Raw genomic sequence first — 18,033 nt, 5'->3', positions numbered from 1 at the left:
TTGGAAGAAGTAAAGATTTATTGAGTGTGCAGATAAAACTGCATATTCAGGGTAGTAGATAAATCATCAAACACAGTAGTAAATGCTTGATACCGATAGCCGTCAAGGTTATAGGGACAAGTGAATAAGTGCACATGGTGGATGCCTTGGCGATTACAGGCGATGAAGGACGTAGAAGTCTGCGATAAGCCTCGGGGAGCTGACAAACAAGCTTTGATCCGAGGATTTCCGAATGGGGAAACCCGGCCTTATAGGTCATTGCATGCTGAATACATAGGCATGCAAAGCGAACGCGGCGAACTGAAACATCTAAGTAGCTGCAGGAAAATAAATCAACCGAGATTCCCAAAGTAGTGGCGAGCGAAATGGGATGAGCCTGCATGATTTAGCATGACGCATAGTGGAACGCTCTGGAAATGGCGGCCATAGCGGGTGATAGCCCCGTACACGAAATGCGATGTGTGGAACTAAGTATGCGACAAGTAGGGCGGGACACGAGAAATCCTGTCTGAAGATGGGGGGACCATCCTCCAAGGCTAAATACTCGTAATCGACCGATAGTGAACCAGTACCGTGAGGGAAAGGCGAAAAGAACCCCGGGAGGGGAGTGAAATAGATCCTGAAACCGTGTGCATACAAACAGTAGGAGCGGACTTGTTCCGTGACTGCGTACCTTTTGTATAATGGGTCAGCGACTTACATTCAGTGGCAAGGTTAACCAGATTGGGGAGCCGTAGAGAAATCGAGTCCGAACAGGGCGCCAGTCGCTGGGTGTAGACCCGAAACCAAGTGATCTACCCATGGCCAGGTTGAAGGTGCGGTAACACGCACTGGAGGACCGAACCCACTAATGTTGAAAAATTAGGGGATGAGCTGTGGGTAGGGGTGAAAGGCTAAACAAACTTGGAAATAGCTGGTTCTCTCCGAAAACTATTTAGGTAGTGCCTCAAGTATCACCATCGGGGGTAGAGCACTGTTATGGCTAGGGGGTCATCGCGACTTACCAAACCATTGCAAACTCCGAATACCGATGAGTGCGAGCTTGGGAGACAGACGTCGGGTGCTAACGTCCGGCGTCAAGAGGGAAACAACCCAGACCGCCAGCTAAGGTCCCAAAGATTGGCTAAGTGGAAAACGAAGTGGGAAGGCTAAAACAGTCAGGATGTTGGCTTAGAAGCAGCCATCATTTAAAGAAAGCGTAATAGCTCACTGATCGAGTCGTCCTGCGCGGAAGATGTAACGGGGCTAAGCCAGTCACCGAAGCTGCGGATATCCGCAAGGATATGGTAGGAGAGCGTTCTGTAAGCCTGCGAAGGTGTCTTGTAAAGGATGCTGGAGGTATCAGAAGTGCGAATGCTGACATGAGTAGCGATAATGGGGGTGAAAAGCCCCCACGCCGTAAGCCCAAGGTTTCCTGTTCAACGTTCATCGGAGCAGGGTGAGTCGGCCCCTAAGGCGAGGCAGAGATGCGTAGCTGATGGGAAGCAGGTTAATATTCCTGCACCGTCGTATGATGCGATGGGGGGACGGATCGCGGAAGGTTGTCTGACTGTTGGAATAGTCAGTTTCTGCTTCATAGAAGGTGCTTAGGCAAATCCGGGCACGTAATTCAAGGGAGCGGGACGAGCGGACTTGTCCGCGTAGCAATCGGAAGTGGTTCCAAGAAAAGCCTCTAAGCTTCAGTCATACGAGACCGTACCGCAAACCGACACAGGTGGGCGAGATGAGTATTCTAAGGCGCTTGAGAGAACTCGGGAGAAGGAACTCGGCAAATTGGTACCGTAACTTCGGGAAAAGGTACGCCCCGGTAGCTTGGCTGATTTACTTCAGTAGGGCGAAAGGGTTGCAATAAACTGGTGGCTGCGACTGTTTAATAAAAACACAGCACTCTGCAAACACGAAAGTGGACGTATAGGGTGTGACGCCTGCCCGGTGCTGGAAGATTAAATGATGGGGTGCAAGCTCTTGATTGAAGTCCCAGTAAACGGCGGCCGTAACTATAACGGTCCTAAGGTAGCGAAATTCCTTGTCGGGTAAGTTCCGACCTGCACGAATGGCGTAACGATGGCCACACTGTCTCCTCCCGAGACTCAGCGAAGTTGAAGTGTTTGTGATGATGCAATCTACCCGCGGCTAGACGGAAAGACCCCATGAACCTTTACTGTAGCTTTGCATTGGACTTTGAACCAATCTGTGTAGGATAGGTGGGAGGCTTTGAAGCGGGGACGCCAGTTCTCGTGGAGCCAACCTTGAAATACCACCCTGGTTTGTTTGAGGTTCTAACCTTGGTCCGTGATCCGGATCGGGGACAGTGCATGGTAGGCAGTTTGACTGGGGCGGTCTCCTCCTAAAGTGTAACGGAGGAGTTCGAAGGTACGCTAGGTACGGTCGGACATCGTGCTAATAGTGCAATGGCATAAGCGTGCTTAACTGCGAGACCGACAAGTCGAGCAGGTACGAAAGTAGGACATAGTGATCCGGTGGTTCTGTATGGAAGGGCCATCGCTCAACGGATAAAAGGTACTCTGGGGATAACAGGCTGATTCCTCCCAAGAGTTCATATCGACGGGGGAGTTTGGCACCTCGATGTCGGCTCATCACATCCTGGGGCTGTAGCCGGTCCCAAGGGTATGGCTGTTCGCCATTTAAAGTGGTACGTGAGCTGGGTTTAAAACGTCGTGAGACAGTTTGGTCCCTATCTGCCGTGGGCGTTGGAAATTTGAAGGGGGCTGCTCCTAGTACGAGAGGACCGGAGTGGACGAACCTCTGGTGTACCGGTTGTCACGCCAGTGGCATTGCCGGGTAGCTAAGTTCGGAAGAGATAACCGCTGAAAGCATCTAAGCGGGAAACTTGCCTTGAGATGAGATTTCCCGGAGCTTTAAGCTCCTTGAAGGGTCGTTCGAGACCAGGACGTTGATAGGCTGGGTGTGGAAGTGCAGTAATGCATTAAGCTAACCAGTACTAATTGCCCGTAAGGCTTGTCCCTATAACCTTGACGGTTATATCGCATTTGCCTGTGTTTGAATTACTACCCAATTTACTTCTTCCAGATTGCAGCTGCGTGCCATAGCACGCAGCGTACAAGTCAAAGCCTGATGACCATAGCAAATCGGTCCCACCCCTTCCCATCCCGAACAGGACCGTGAAACGATTTTGCGCCGATGATAGTGCTGCAACCAGTGTGAAAGTAGGTTATCGTCAGGCTAGTTATAAAGAAAAAGCCCACCAAGTGATCTTGGTGGGCTTTTTTGCGTTTGTGGCTGCCGGCCTATTTTTTTTTCCCCTCACTATTGCCTGCATACAGGCCTGAGCCTAGCATGTGGAGACATAACTAGACTGAAGGGGGAACCATGCTGGGGAAATTCTCGATCGGAAAGCGTCTCGGTTTTGCGTTCGGCTTGCTGACGCTGCTGTCTTTGCTGTTCGGCTTGGTCGCCTATAGCGAAATCAGCGCCATGAACAACCAGTGGCAGACCTTCAAGGAAGACGCCGTTGCCAAGACCAATGCCACCACCAAGGGTTCGGTCGCACTGGGCAGCGCGGTCCAGATGTTCAAGAACTATGTGCTGCGCGGCGAAGATTACGACAAGCGCCTGATCGCCCAGCTGGAAATCATCGACAGCATCGATGACGAGTACAAGGCCACCGGCCGCATCACCGCCGAAGAAGAGCGCATCCTCGCCAAAGTCCACCAGGACACGATCCTGTACCGCAATGCCCTGCACAAAATTGTCGAGCTGCGCGCAAACAAGGTCAACGACGCCGAAACCCTCGACAAATCCGTCAGCGGCGCCGACAAACCGCTGGCCGAGGCGCTCGACCAGCTGCGCAAGATCACCGCCCAGACCACCAAGCGCGCCGACGAAAAAATGACCGAGGTCAGTGCGCGGGCGCGCCAGCTCATCGTGTCCGCCCTGGTCCTGCTGGTGGTCCTGTCGGTGCTGGCGGCCGTCTTCATCACGCGCAGCATCACGCTGCCGCTGAACAATGCGGTGCAAGCGGCCAACCGCCTGGCCGAAGGCGACCTGGCCGTGTCGCTGCACTCCGAGGCGAAGGATGAAACCGGCCAGCTGCTGCGCGCCATGGGCAATATGGTGGCCAAGCTGAAGCAGGTGATCGACGGCCAGCGCACCGCGGTGCAGGCGGCCAACAAGGGCGATTTCAGCACCCGCATCGATCTGCAAGGCTTGCAGGGCTTCCAGAAGGAGATGGGCGAAGGCCTGAACCAGCTGGTGACCACCACCCAGGGCGGCATCGACGACATGGTGGGCATGATGGAAGCCATCGCCGGAGGCGACCTGACGCGCACCATCGACAAAAAATACGAAGGCGCTTTCGGCGAGATGATGGGCTTCGCCAATTCGGCGGTGGCCAAGCTATCGCAGGTGGTGTCCGAAGTGAACGACAGCGCGGCGGCGCTGGCGGCCGCGTCCGAGCAGGTGAGCGCCACGGCGCAGTCGCTGTCGCAGGCGGCCAGCGAGCAGGCGGCCAGCGTGGAGGAAAGCAGCGCGTCGATGGAGCAGATGACCGCGTCCATCAGCCAGAACACGGAGAACGCCAAGGTGACGGACGCCATGGCCAGCAAGGCTGCGGTGGAAGCGACCGAAGGCGGTTCGGCGGTGAAGGAAACCGTGGCGGCGATGAAGCAGATCGCCACCAAGATCGTTATCATCGACGACATTGCTTACCAGACCAATCTGCTGGCCCTGAACGCTGCCATCGAAGCGGCCCGCGCGGGCGAGCATGGCAAGGGCTTCGCCGTGGTGGCGGCCGAGGTGCGCAAGCTGGCCGAACGCGCGCAGGTGGCGGCGCAGGAAATCGGCGAAGTGGCCGGCAGCAGCGTGAACCTGGCGGAGAAGGCCGGCACGCTGCTGGACTCCATGGTGCCCAACATTAAGAAGACCTCCGACCTGGTGCAGGAAATCACCGCCGCCTCAGAAGAACAGGCCTCCGGCGTCAGCCAGATTAATATGGCGATGGGGCAGCTGAGCCAGACCACGCAGCAGAATGCGGCCGGCTCCGAGGAACTGGCGTCCACCGCCGAGGAGATGAGCGGCCAGGCCGAGGAGCTGCAGCACACCATGTCCTTCTTCAATGTAGGCATGGTGGCGGCGCCAGCGCCGCCTGCGCGCGGCCGGGCCGGCGTGCGCCAGGCGCCGTTGCGGGTAGCCGCCGTGCGGCCCGCGCGCAAGGCGATGGGACCGGAGATTGCGCCGGACGAATCCCAGTTTACGCGTTTCTAACCGGAGAGGATGGATGCGGGATGCTGCCACGATGACTGTCGAACCCATCTCCGATAGGGAGTTCACCCAGTTCCAGCGCTTCATCTACGAGGTGGCCGGCATTACGCTGGCGCCCGGCAAGAAGGCGCTGGTCAGCGGCCGCCTGGCCAAGCGCCTGGCGCACCACAAGCTGACCAGCTACGGCGCTTATTTCAAGATGATAGCCAGCGGCCAGTCGCCTGCCGAAACCCAGACCGCGGTCGATCTGCTGACGACCAACGAAACCTATTTCTTCCGCGAGTCCAAGCACTTCGATCTGCTGCGCCGGCTGGCAACGGAAGCGTTGTCTCAGCGGCGCACGTTCCGCGTGTGGAGCGCGGCCTGTTCCACCGGGGAGGAACCCTACAGCATCGCCATGGTGCTGGACGACGTGCTGGGCGCGCAGGAGTGGGAGCTGTACGCGTCCGACATCAGCACCCGCGTGCTGGCGGCCGCGCGCACCGGCCACTACGCGCGCGAGCGCACCAGCCATATTCCGCCGGCCTACCTGAAGCGCTACTGCCTGCGCGGCATTGCCGAGCAGGATGGCACGCTGCTGGTGGAAAAAAACCTGCGCCAGCGCGTGCAGTTCCACCAGGTGAACCTGAATGCGCCCACCCCGCCCAAGTTCGGCCAGTTTGACGTGATCTTCCTGCGTAATGTGCTGATCTACTTCAATCCCGAGACCAAGCACCAGGTCGTGGGGCGCCTGCTGGGCGCGCTGCGTTCCGGCGGCCACCTGCTCATCGGCCACTCCGAGAGCCTGCACGACATGGTCGGCCCGCTGCAAGTGCTGGCGCCGTCGGTCTACCGCAAGGTATGAGGCCGACGTGGCCGTCATCGACGTCTTCCTGCTGCCCGGCGAACACTTTGTCGGCGACGCGCGGCACCGGATACGAACCTTGCTCGGTTCCTGCGTATCGATTACGCTTTGGCATCCGCACGCGCGCGTTGGCGCCATGTCGCACTTCCTGCTGACCATGGAGGGCAAGGAAAGCACCATCGGGCAACTCAACGGGCGCTATTGCGAGGGTGCGCTGGAGCTGATGCTGGGGGAACTGGAGCAGGCCGGCATCGATCCGGCCGAATGCCAGGCCAAGATCTTCGGCGGCGGCATGATGTTCCCCGGCATAGAGCGCGGCGATAGCATGGGCATAGGCAGGCGCAACGGCGAAACGGCCGAACGACTGCTTGAGCAGCACAAGATACCGGTGGTGTCCGAGAGCCTGTTCGGCGTCGGCCACCGCCATATTATTTTCAACGTCAGGACCGGCGACGTGTGGGTGCGCCAGGGACCGCCTGGCAAACCCGGGGCCAAGTCGTTGAAGGAGCGCTTATGAAGAAGATCAATGTGATGGTGGTGGACGATTCGGCCGTGGTACGCCAGGTCGTTACCGGGCTGCTGAACAAGGCGCCGGATATCCAGGTGCTGCACGCGGTGGCCGACCCCATCCTGGCCATGGAGCGCATGAAGACCGTGTGGCCGGACGTGATCGTGCTGGACGTGGAAATGCCGCGCATGGACGGCATCACCTTCCTGCGCAAGATCATGGCCGAGCGTCCCACGCCGGTGGTGATCTGCTCCACGCTGACGGCCAAGGCGGCCAAGACCACCATGGAGGCCATGGCGGCCGGCGCGGTATCCATCATCACCAAGCCCAAGCTGGAACTGAAGCAGTTCCTAAACGACAGCTCCGACGAACTGGTCGCTGCGGTGCGCGCCGCCGCCGTCGCCAATGTGCGCAAGCTGGCCGGCCGCGCCGCGCCGCTGCAGCCGGTGGCCAAGCTGACCGCCGATGTCATCCTGCCGGCCGCCGACGGGCGCGCCATGACGCAGACCACCGAGCGCGTTGTCGCCATCGGCACTTCCACCGGCGGCACCCAGGCGCTGGAAGTGGTGCTCACTTCGCTGCCGCGCGTCTCGCCCGGCATCGTCATCGTGCAGCACATGCCGGAGAAATTCACGGCGGCGTTCGCAGAGCGCCTGAACTCCGTGTGCGAGATCACCGTCAAGGAAGCGCAGACCGGCGACCGCGTGGTGCCCGGCCGCGCGCTGATCGCCCCGGGCGGCAAGCACATGCTGTTGCGCCGCAACGGCGCGCAGTACTTCGTGGAAGTGATGGACGGCCCGCTGGTAAACCGCCACCGGCCCTCGGTCGATGTGCTGTTCCGCTCCGTGGCCAAATGTGCCGGCTCGAACGCGCTGGGCGTGATCATGACCGGCATGGGCGATGACGGCGCGGCCGGCCTGCTGGAGATGCGCAACGCCGGCGCCTACACGGTGGCGCAGGATGAAGCGAGCTGCGTGGTGTACGGCATGCCGAAGGAGGCGGTCAAGCGCGGCGGCGTGGAGCGCACCGTGACGCTGGAGCAGATTGGCCGCGAGATCGTGCAGCAGCTGAATTCCTTCCTGGCCTGAGGCCCGCCATGGCTGACTGGAGCGGCTGCACGGCGATGGTGGTGGAGGACAGTCCCGTCCAGCGCGACCACATGGCCGGGCTGCTGCGCCAGGCCGGTTTCGGCGAAGTGCTGCTGGCCTGCGACGGCATCGATGCGCTGCGCAAGCTCAATGCGCGCGGCATGCCGGTGGAGCTGGTGCTGACCGACATGGACATGCCGGGCATGGACGGCATCGAACTGATACGCCATGTGTGCGAACTGGAACTGGCGGCCAGCCTGCTGGTGGCCAGTGCGCGCGAAGAGCGCCTAAAGGAAGCGCAAGCGGGCATGACGCAGCGCACGGCGCTGCAGGTACTGCTGGGTACTGTGCTCAAGCCGCTGCATTTCGACGTGTTGAGCGAAATCCTGGACCGCGCCGACGTCGGCCGCTTGCGCGAGGCGACGGCGATCGGCCTGCCTGCGCCCGAGGAGGTGGCGGCCGCGCTGGCCGCCGGCCAGTTCCTGCCGTACTACGAACCGCGCATTGAAATCGCCACCGGCATGCTGCGCGGGCTCGATGTGCAGCCGTGCTGGGCGCACCCCGAGCGCGGCCTGATACGCGCGGCCCGCTTCCTGCCCGCCCTGCAGGGCGCCGACTGCATCGCGCCGCTGACGGTGGACATTGCCGCGCAGGCGCTGCGCCAGCTGCGTGCCTGGCACGACATCGGCCTGATCTCGCTGGGCATGTCCATCAAGCTGCCCACTGAAATCTTGGCCGACCGCGCCTGCGTGGACCAGCTCAGCGCGCAGGTGCGCGAGCTGGGCCTGGAGCCGCGCACCGTCATCTGGGAATGCCAGGAGTCCGTGCTGGCGGACGGCGCGCCGCTCACCATCGCCAACCTGGCGCACCTGTGCGTGCGCGGCTTCGGCCTGGCGCTGGGCGGCTACCGCGCCGGGCACACCACGCAGCAGCAGCTGGCGCGCTGCCCGCTGACCGAGCTGCGCATCGATCCCGTCATCGTACATGAAGCGTCGCAGCATCCGCCGCGCCAGGCGTTGTTGCAGCAGTCGCTGAGCGTGGCGCATCAGATGGGCATGGCGGCCGTGGCCGAAGGCGTGGAGTTGGCGGCAGACCTGTCCCTCCTGCGCAGCCTCGGCTGCGAACTGGCGCAGGGTGCGCTGGTGGCGGCGCCCATGCCCGGCAACGCCTTGGCAGGCTGGATCAGGAACAACCGCAGGCGCTTGAAGGAACTGGCTAGCGCATCGGCGCGGTGAGCGGCAGGGTCAGCGTGAAGGTGGTGCCGGCGCCCGGCGCGCTGCGCACGTCGATGCGGCCGCCCAGGATATCGGTGACGATGTTGTGTACGATGTGCAGGCCGAGACCGGAACCGCCCACACCGAGCTTGGTGGTAAAGAAGGGCTCGTAGATGTGCAGCAGGTTGTCGGCGCTGATGCCCTTGCCGTCGTCGGAGATGGTCAGCACCACGCTGTCCTGCTCCTCGCCGCTGGAGCTAATGGCGATGGTGCCGTGGTCGCGGCCATCCAGGCCGTGCGTGATGGCGTTGGTCAGCAGGTTGGTGATGACCTGGCCCAGAGGGCCGGGATAGCTGTCCATCATCAGCGCAGGCGGAATGTCCTGCGTCACCGTGTAAGGTGTGCGGCGTATGGTGGGCAGCAAGGTCAGTATATTGCCCGACACGACTTCCGCCAGCAAGAAGGTGCGGCGCTGCGCGCTGGTCTGGTCCACCGCCACCTGTTTGAAGTTGGACACCATGTCCGCCGCGCGGTGCAGGTTGCGCACCAGCACTTCCACTGCCGTATTTGCATTCGACAGATAGCTCTCGAACAGCGAGCGCTTCATCGGTTCACCCCGGCCGAACATGGCGCGGATCTCGCTGGTCTGGTCCTCGAAGGCGCTGGCGATCATCAGGCTGTTGCCGATGGGCGTATTCAATTCGTGCGAGATGCCGGCCACCAGCGCGCCCAGCGCCGCCAGCTTTTCGCTGTGCACCAGTTCCTCTTTGGCGCGGTTGAGCTGCTCGAACATTTGCTGCAGTTCGCGGTTGGCCTTGCGCAGTTCCAGGTGGGTGTGTATGCGGGCCAGCACCTCCTCGATCTGGAAGGGCTTGGTAATGTAGTCGACGCCGCCGGCCTCGAAGCCGCTCACCTTCTGGCGCGCGTCCGCCAGGCTGGTCATGAAGATGACGGGAATGTCCCTGGTGTTGTCGCTGGCCTTCAGGCGGCGGCACGCTTCGAAGCCGTCCATGCCGGGCAGCACCACGTCCATCAGGATCAGGTCGGGCAGGCCGAACTCGGCGCGCATCAGGCCTTCTTCCGCATGGCGCGCGATCAGCACCAGGAAGCCGCGCGAGGACAGGTGGTCGAGCAGGGCGGTCAGGAAAGAAGGCGAGTCATCCACCACCAGTATCGTGGGCGGACTTCCGGCCGGCAGTTCATGTGGGACCATCCTGACTCCTGTCGAATAGCTGCTATAGCTGCTTCAGAAAGTATAGCCAAAAACACTGTTGCAAGGGGCGCCAGGCTTTGCTATAGTTCTGTCCCCGCGCTGCTGAACACACGCAGCGTCGGAAAGAGGAAAAAAACGAGGGTTGACGGAATTAAAGACAAGCCTCATAATATCGCCTCTCTGCTGCTGAACAAAACGATTCAGCAGGTAACGCAGAATTCTTTAAAAATTAACAGTCGATAAGTGTGGGCGTTTGATGATGATGCCGGAGGCGCAAGCCTCTTAGCTCAAATTATTAAACGCTTACACAATATATTAAACGTGACCTTCGAAAGAAGGAATCGTCAGTATTTTGAGTGAGCGACCTCGATAGAGATATCGAAAAACAGAGATTGAACTGAAGAGTTTGATCCTGGCTCAGATTGAACGCTGGCGGCATGCTTTACACATGCAAGTCGAACGGTAACAGGGAGCTTGCTCCGCTGACGAGTGGCGAACGGGTGAGTAATATATCGGAACGTACCCAAGAGTGGGGGATAACGTAGCGAAAGTTACGCTAATACCGCATACGATCCAAGGATGAAAGCAGGGGACCGCAAGGCCTTGTGCTCCTGGAGCGGCCGATATCTGATTAGCTAGTTGGTAGGGTAAAGGCCTACCAAGGCATCGATCAGTAGCTGGTCTGAGAGGACGACCAGCCACACTGGAACTGAGACACGGTCCAGACTCCTACGGGAGGCAGCAGTGGGGAATTTTGGACAATGGGCGCAAGCCTGATCCAGCAATGCCGCGTGAGTGAAGAAGGCCTTCGGGTTGTAAAGCTCTTTTGTCAGGGAAGAAACGGGCGTGGCTAATATCCATGTCTAATGACGGTACCTGAAGAATAAGCACCGGCTAACTACGTGCCAGCAGCCGCGGTAATACGTAGGGTGCAAGCGTTAATCGGAATTACTGGGCGTAAAGCGTGCGCAGGCGGTTTTGTAAGTCTGTCGTGAAATCCCCGGGCTCAACCTGGGAATGGCGATGGAGACTGCAAGGCTAGAATCTGGCAGAGGGGGGTAGAATTCCACGTGTAGCAGTGAAATGCGTAGAGATGTGGAGGAACACCGATGGCGAAGGCAGCCCCCTGGGTCAAGATTGACGCTCATGCACGAAAGCGTGGGGAGCAAACAGGATTAGATACCCTGGTAGTCCACGCCCTAAACGATGTCTACTAGTTGTCGGGTCTTAATTGACTTGGTAACGCAGCTAACGCGTGAAGTAGACCGCCTGGGGAGTACGGTCGCAAGATTAAAACTCAAAGGAATTGACGGGGACCCGCACAAGCGGTGGATGATGTGGATTAATTCGATGCAACGCGAAAAACCTTACCTACCCTTGACATGGAAGGAATCCTTGAGAGATTGAGGAGTGCCCGAAAGGGAACCTTTACACAGGTGCTGCATGGCTGTCGTCAGCTCGTGTCGTGAGATGTTGGGTTAAGTCCCGCAACGAGCGCAACCCTTGTCATTAGTTGCTACGAAAGGGCACTCTAATGAGACTGCCGGTGACAAACCGGAGGAAGGTGGGGATGACGTCAAGTCCTCATGGCCCTTATGGGTAGGGCTTCACACGTCATACAATGGTACATACAGAGGGCCGCCAACCCGCGAGGGGGAGCTAATCCCAGAAAGTGTATCGTAGTCCGGATTGTAGTCTGCAACTCGACTGCATGAAGTTGGAATCGCTAGTAATCGCGGATCAGCATGTCGCGGTGAATACGTTCCCGGGTCTTGTACACACCGCCCGTCACACCATGGGAGCGGGTTTTACCAGAAGTAGGTAGCTTAACCGCAAGGAGGGCGCTTACCACGGTAGGATTCGTGACTGGGGTGAAGTCGTAACAAGGTAGCCGTATCGGAAGGTGCGGCTGGATCACCTCCTTTCTAGAGTATGGCGCCACGCCAAACGCTCACACTTATCGGCTGTTTTTAAAGAGAACGTTTTCTGGGGCTGTAGCTCAGCTGGTTAGAGCACCGTGTTGATAACGCGGGGGTCGTTGGTTCGAGTCCAACCAGCCCTACCAGTTACCTGCTTTTATCTAAGGCCTGAGCTTTAGATAAAAGTAGTATCGTTCTTTAACAATTTGGAAGAAGTAAAGATTTATTGAATATCGCAAGATATTCAGGGTAGTAGATAAATCATCAAACACAGTAGTAAATGCTTGATACCGATAGCCGTCAAGGTTATAGGGACAAGTGAATAAGTGCACATGGTGGATGCCTTGGCGATTACAGGCGATGAAGGACGTAGAAGTCTGCGATAAGCCTCGGGGAGCTGACAAACAAGCTTTGATCCGAGGATTTCCGAATGGGGAAACCCGGCCTTATAGGTCATTGCATGCTGAATACATAGGCATGCAAAGCGAACGCGGCGAACTGAAACATCTAAGTAGCTGCAGGAAAATAAATCAACCGAGATTCCCAAAGTAGTGGCGAGCGAAATGGGATGAGCCTGCATGATTTAGCATGACGCATAGTGGAACGCCCTGGAAATGGCGGCCATAGCGGGTGATAGCCCCGTACACGAAATGCGACGTGTGGAACTAAGTATGCGACAAGTAGGGCGGGACACGAGAAATCCTGTCTGAAGATGGGGGGACCATCCTCCAAGGCTAAATACTCGTAATCGACCGATAGTGAACCAGTACCGTGAGGGAAAGGCGAAAAGAACCCCGGGAGGGGAGTGAAATAGATCCTGAAACCGTGTGCATACAAACAGTAGGAGCGGACTTGTTCCGTGACTGCGTACCTTTTGTATAATGGGTCAGCGACTTACATTCAGTGGCAAGGTTAACCAGATTGGGGAGCCGTAGAGAAATCGAGTCCGAACAGGGCGCCAGTCGCTGGGTGTAGACCCGAAACCAAGTGATCTACCCATGGCCAGGTTGAAGGTGCGGTAACACGCACTGGAGGACCGAACCCACTAATGTTGAAAAATTAGGGGATGAGCTGTGGGTAGGGGTGAAAGGCTAAACAAACTTGGAAATAGCTGGTTCTCTCCGAAAACTATTTAGGTAGTGCCTCAAGTATCACCATCGGGGGTAGAGCACTGTTATGGCTAGGGGGTCATCGCGACTTACCAAACCATTGCAAACTCCGAATACCGATGAGTGCGAGCTTGGGAGACAGACGTCGGGTGCTAACGTCCGGCGTCAAGAGGGAAACAACCCAGACCGCCAGCTAAGGTCCCAAAGATTGGCTAAGTGGAAAACGAAGTGGGAAGGCTAAAACAGTCAGGATGTTGGCTTAGAAGCAGCCATCATTTAAAGAAAGCGTAATAGCTCACTGATCGAGTCGTCCTGCGCGGAAGATGTAACGGGGCTAAGCCAGTCACCGAAGCTGCGGATATGCGTAAGCATATGGTAGGAGAGCGTTCTGTAAGCCTGCGAAGGTGTCTTGTAAAGGATGCTGGAGGTATCAGAAGTGCGAATGCTGACATGAGTAGCGATAATGGGGGTGAAAAGCCCCCACGCCGTAAGCCCAAGGTTTCCTGTTCAACGTTCATCGGAGCAGGGTGAGTCGGCCCCTAAGGCGAGGCAGAGATGCGTAGCTGATGGGAAGCAGGTTAATATTCCTGCACCGTCGTATGATGCGATGGGGGGACGGATCGCGGAAGGTTGTCTGACTGTTGGAATAGTCAGTTTCTGCTTCATAGAAGGCACTTAGGCAAATCCGGGTGCGCAATTCAAGGGAGCGGGACGAGCGGACTTGTTCGCGTAGCAATCGGAAGTGGTTCCAAGAAAAGCCTCTAAGCTTCAGTCATACGAGACCGTACCGCAAACCGACACAGGTGGGCGAGATGAGTATTCTAAGGCGCTTGAGAGAACTCGGGAGAAGGAACTCGGCAAATTGGTACCGTAACTTCGGGAAAAGGTACGCCCCGGTAGCTTGGCTGATTTACTTCAGTAGGGCGAAAGGGTTGCAATAAACTGGTGGCTGCGACTGTTTAATAAAAACACAGCACTCTGCAAACACGAAAGTGGACGTATAGGGTGTGACGCCTGCCCGGTGCTGGAAGATTAAATGATGGGGTGCAAGCTCTTGATTGAAGTCCCAGTAAACGGCGGCCGTAACTATAACGGTCCTAAGGTAGCGAAATTCCTTGTCGGGTAAGTTCCGACCTGCACGAATGGCGTAACGATGGCCACACTGTCTCCTCCCGAGACTCAGCGAAGTTGAAGTGTTTGTGATGATGCAATCTACCCGCGGCTAGACGGAAAGACCCCATGAACCTTTACTGTAGCTTTGCATTGGACTTTGAACCAATCTGTGTAGGATAGGTGGGAGGCTTTGAAGCGGGGACGCCAGTTCTCGTGGAGCCAACCTTGAAATACCACCCTGGTTTGTTTGAGGTTCTAACCTTGGTCCGTGATCCGGATCGGGGACAGTGCATGGTAGGCAGTTTGACTGGGGCGGTCTCCTCCTAAAGTGTAACGGAGGAGTTCGAAGGTACGCTAGGTACGGTCGGACATCGTGCTAATAGTGCAATGGCATAAGCGTGCTTAACTGCGAGACCGACAAGTCGAGCAGGTACGAAAGTAGGACATAGTGATCCGGTGGTTCTGTATGGAAGGGCCATCGCTCAACGGATAAAAGGTACTCTGGGGATAACAGGCTGATTCCTCCCAAGAGTTCATATCGACGGGGGAGTTTGGCACCTCGATGTCGGCTCATCACATCCTGGGGCTGTAGCCGGTCCCAAGGGTATGGCTGTTCGCCATTTAAAGTGGTACGTGAGCTGGGTTTAAAACGTCGTGAGACAGTTTGGTCCCTATCTGCCGTGGGCGTTGGAAATTTGAAGGGGGCTGCTCCTAGTACGAGAGGACCGGAGTGGACGAACCTCTGGTGTACCGGTTGTCACGCCAGTGGCATTGCCGGGTAGCTAAGTTCGGAAGAGATAACCGCTGAAAGCATCTAAGCGGGAAACTTGCCTTGAGATGAGATTTCCCGGAGCTTTAAGCTCCTTGAAGGGTCGTTCGAGACCAGGACGTTGATAGGCTGGGTGTGGAAGTGCAGTAATGCATTAAGCTAACCAGTACTAATTGCCCGTAAGGCTTGTCCCTATAACCTTGACGGTTATATCGCATTTGCCTGTGTTTGAATTACTACCCAATTTACTTCTTCCAGATTGCAGCTGCGTGCCATAGCACGCAGCGTACAAGTCAAAGCCTGATGACCATAGCAAATCGGTCCCACCCCTTCCCATCCCGAACAGGACCGTGAAACGATTTTGCGCCGATGATAGTGCTGCAACCAGTGTGAAAGTAGGTTATCGTCAGGCTAGTTATAAAGAAAAGCCCACCAGTGATCTGGTGGGCTTTTTTGCTTTCGATTGTCCCATTCTTAACAACCGCCCCCGAAACGTCTCATTTGCCAGCTTTTTTGACTGGCGCTGAACGGATGAGCTAACTTGGTCGTCCAACCTTTCCGGGAGATAGAAATGGCATTTCGTACGACTATGCTAGCCGCCGCCGTTGCAGCGTCGCTACTTTCCACCGTCCACGCCGCACCCACCATGGGCGAGCCGGCGTCGTTTTCTCCGCAAGAAAAAGCCCGCCTGATCAGCACGCTGAACGGCGAACGCGGCAAGCATGGCCTGGACACCGACCACGGCTTCGCCCTCGCCAGCCAGCATCCCGGTGCGCGCGGCCAGGCCATCAGCCGCCTGAACCACACCTATAAGGGCGTGCGCATCTTCGAATCCGAATCGGTGGTGGTGTCCGATGCGGGCGGCAATATTCTCAGCGAATCGATTGCCGACCGCCGCTCCTCGCTCAGTCCGAAACGCATGGATGTGAAACCGAAGCTGCTGCCGCGCCAGGCGGTGGAAGCCGCGCTGCGCGGCGTCGGCCCTTATGCGGTGGCGATCGATCCGCCAAGCGCCGAACTCATCATCTATCCCGTCATGAAAACCGTGCGCGCGGCCGGCGCCGAAAACAAGGCGGAAGCTGAATTGAACGCCACCGACGTGAGTGAAGTGGTGGACGGCTACAAGCTGGCCTACCTGGTGCAGACTCGCATGGCCAACGGCAACAAGCCTGTGTTCCACAACACCATCGTCAACGCCCAGGACGGCAGCGTGCTGGAGCAGTGGAGCACGCTGCAGACCGTGGTCGGCACCGGCAACAGCCAGTACAACGGTGCCGTGCCCATCAACACCACGCTGAGCGGCACCACCTACAAGATGGTGGACGGCTCGCGCGGCACCGGCGGCACCTTCGGCGCCATGGCCATCACCAATGCCAACCACACCACCAGCGCCGGCAGCGTGTACACCAACACCAGCAACACCTGGGGCGACGGCCAGCAATACATCGCCGGCGGCAGCACCACCAATGCCAACGGCCAGACTGCCGCCGTGAACGCGCTGTGGGGCTTGATGAACACCTACGACATGCTGAAGAATGTGATGGGCTGGCAGTCGCTGGACGGCAACAACACGGCCACCTATATCGCCGCCCACGTCAACACGGCCTACGACAACGCCTACTACTCCGACACCTGCAAGTGCATGTACATCGGCGACGGCGGCACCTACTTCAACAACCTCGGCTCCATCGACGTGATCGGCCATGAGATGGGCCACGGCGTCACCGCCGCCACCTCCAACCTGGCGTATCGCGGCGAATCCGGCGGCCTGAACGAGTCCAGCTCGGACATCACGGGCGAGGCGGTGGAAGCCTATGCGCGCGCCGGCGGCACCGGCGCGGCGCTGCCATGGCCGAGCAGCAATGACTGGATGACCGGCAAGGAAATCGCCAAAGACGGCCAGCCGCTGCGCTGGCTGTACAAGCCCAGCAAGGACGGCAGCAGCCCGGACGCCTGGAGCACCTCGCTCAAGCGCCTGGACGTGCACTACAGCAGCGGAGCCAATAACCGCATGTTCTACTTCCTGGCCAAAGGCTCAAGCTCGACCAGCACCAGCGAGTACTACAGCAAGTACCTGACCAAGGCGCCGCTGGCCATGACGGGCATCGGCCTCGACAAGGCCTACCGCATCTGGTTCAAGGCGCTGACCACCAAGTTCACGTCCTCGACCAACTATGCCGATGCGCGCCTGAAGGTGCTCGCTGCGGCGCAGGAACTGTATGGCGCCAACAGCGCCGAAGCGAAGGCGGTGCAGCGCGCCTACGCCGCCATCAACGTGGGGACGGACGTCGCCGAGTAAGCCCGAGTAGGCCCGAGCAAGCCATAGACGGGCGAAAAAAAACCTCCGCAGTGCGAACTGCGGAGGTTTTTTTCATGGGCGTGTGCTTAGTAGCGGTAGGCCAGCTTCACCACGGCGTAATCGACGCCGCTGTTCGGCTTCTTGATGCCGCCGTTGGAGAAGTGCTGGATCTTGGCCGCCACTTCCCAGTTGTTGTTGAACACATAGCCTACGCCGATGTGGTCGCCGAACTGGAAGGCGGTGGCCAGCTTGTCGTCGTTGTTGTTGTACAGCTTGGACAGCAGGTGCACGCCGATGCCGCCTTCAACGTAGAAGCCCTTCTTGTTGTCGGCGCCGTAGCGGAACACCGGCGTGAAGCCGACGTCCACCAGGTCCTGGTGCGCGCCCGGTACATTGTTGGCCATCTTGCCGCGCCAGGCGCCGAAGCTGGCGTCCCAGTAGCCGCTCAGGCTGGTGCCATTGGACTGGAACCACTGCTTGTTCCAGTCGGAGGTGGCGCCGATGCGGGCCATCTGGACCTTGGAGGCGCTGGCGTATTCAACGTAGGAAGTATCGATCAGCTTGTCGTCGGCAACAGCAGCTTGCATTGCCAGAATTGCGGCTGCTGCCGCGAGGATTTTTTTAGTTTGCATGGCTTCTTTCAGAGTCAGCGCTATATGTCGTGTTATATAGCAGTACTTCATTCTACCGAGATTCACAAAATCGTTCAGGAGGCG

At 58.1% G+C, this 18,033-nt stretch carries 7 protein-coding genes, 1 tRNA gene, 5 rRNA genes and 1 pseudogene; 12 read left to right on the top strand and 2 right to left on the bottom strand.

From position 1 onward, the window contains the following. Positions 1–114: 114 nt before the first annotated feature. The 7 genes from ACFJI2_RS25200 (at position 115) to ACFJI2_RS25170 (ending at position 8,916) form a co-directional block, all read left to right on the top strand. Positions 115–2,987 (top strand): 23S ribosomal RNA (locus ACFJI2_RS25200). 105 nt (positions 2,988–3,092) lie between these two features. Then, positions 3,093–3,205, top strand: a 5S ribosomal RNA gene (gene rrf / locus ACFJI2_RS25195). Positions 3,206–3,351: 146 nt separating this feature from the next. Beyond that, a complete protein-coding gene (locus ACFJI2_RS25190; protein ID WP_377702380.1) occupies positions 3,352–5,244 on the top strand; it encodes a methyl-accepting chemotaxis protein in 1,893 nt (630 codons plus the stop codon). A 31-nt stretch (positions 5,245–5,275) separates the two neighbouring features. Further along, the gene (locus ACFJI2_RS25185; RefSeq protein ID WP_377702379.1) at positions 5,276–6,085 is read left to right on the top strand and encodes a CheR family methyltransferase; all 810 of its coding nucleotides are present in this window, start codon (positions 5,276–5,278) and stop codon (positions 6,083–6,085) included. 7 nt (positions 6,086–6,092) lie between these two features. After that, positions 6,093–6,602 (top strand): chemotaxis protein CheD, encoded by a 510-nt coding sequence (locus ACFJI2_RS25180; RefSeq protein ID WP_377702378.1) that lies wholly within the window; start codon positions 6,093–6,095, stop codon positions 6,600–6,602. Next, on the top strand, positions 6,599–7,681 hold the full coding sequence (locus ACFJI2_RS25175; protein WP_377702377.1) for a chemotaxis response regulator protein-glutamate methylesterase: 1,083 nt from the start codon (positions 6,599–6,601) through the stop codon (positions 7,679–7,681). The genes ACFJI2_RS25180 and ACFJI2_RS25175 overlap by 4 nt, the downstream gene beginning before the upstream one ends. A gap of 8 nt (positions 7,682–7,689) precedes the next feature. Then, entirely contained in the window at positions 7,690–8,916 is a 1,227-nt protein-coding gene (locus tag ACFJI2_RS25170) for an EAL domain-containing protein (RefSeq protein ID WP_377702376.1), read from the top strand. On the opposite strand, the gene ACFJI2_RS25165 is transcribed toward ACFJI2_RS25170, so the two are convergent. Beyond that, positions 8,897–10,108, bottom strand: coding sequence for an ATP-binding protein (locus tag ACFJI2_RS25165; protein WP_029754881.1), 1,212 nt, complete (start codon positions 10,106–10,108; stop codon positions 8,897–8,899). The two genes, ACFJI2_RS25170 and ACFJI2_RS25165, sit on opposite strands and share 20 nt — an antisense overlap. A 394-nt stretch (positions 10,109–10,502) precedes the next feature. Between ACFJI2_RS25165 and ACFJI2_RS25160 the strand changes: the two genes are divergently transcribed. From ACFJI2_RS25160 to ACFJI2_RS25140, 5 genes and pseudogenes are all read left to right on the top strand, one after another. Further along, positions 10,503–12,033 (top strand): 16S ribosomal RNA (locus tag ACFJI2_RS25160). 63 nt (positions 12,034–12,096) lie between these two features. After that, positions 12,097–12,173 (top strand) — tRNA-Ile (locus ACFJI2_RS25155). 166 nt (positions 12,174–12,339) lie between these two features. Next, positions 12,340–15,212: ribosomal RNA gene (locus tag ACFJI2_RS25150) — 23S ribosomal RNA — on the top strand. Positions 15,213–15,317: 105 nt separating this feature from the next. After that, positions 15,318–15,430: ribosomal RNA gene (gene rrf / locus ACFJI2_RS25145) — 5S ribosomal RNA — on the top strand. Together the 16S, 23S and 5S rRNA genes with 1 tRNA gene alongside form the textbook arrangement of a ribosomal RNA operon. Positions 15,431–15,589: 159 nt before the next feature. Continuing rightward, positions 15,590–17,314: pseudogene (locus ACFJI2_RS25140) on the top strand (M4 family metallopeptidase); the annotation flags it as partial. Positions 17,315–17,403: 89 nt separating this feature from the next. On the opposite strand, the gene ACFJI2_RS25135 reads toward ACFJI2_RS25140, so the two are convergent. Next, positions 17,404–17,949, bottom strand: coding sequence for an acyloxyacyl hydrolase (locus tag ACFJI2_RS25135; protein WP_377702375.1), 546 nt, complete (start codon positions 17,947–17,949; stop codon positions 17,404–17,406). Positions 17,950–18,033 lie beyond the last annotated feature (84 nt).

The sequence above is a fragment of the Pseudoduganella sp. UC29_71 genome (genome assembly GCF_042693265.1).
Classification (GTDB): domain Bacteria; phylum Pseudomonadota; class Gammaproteobacteria; order Burkholderiales; family Burkholderiaceae_D; genus Rugamonas.
Note: the sequence above shows the minus strand (reverse complement) of the source record. Positions and strands in the feature narration are given on the sequence as shown.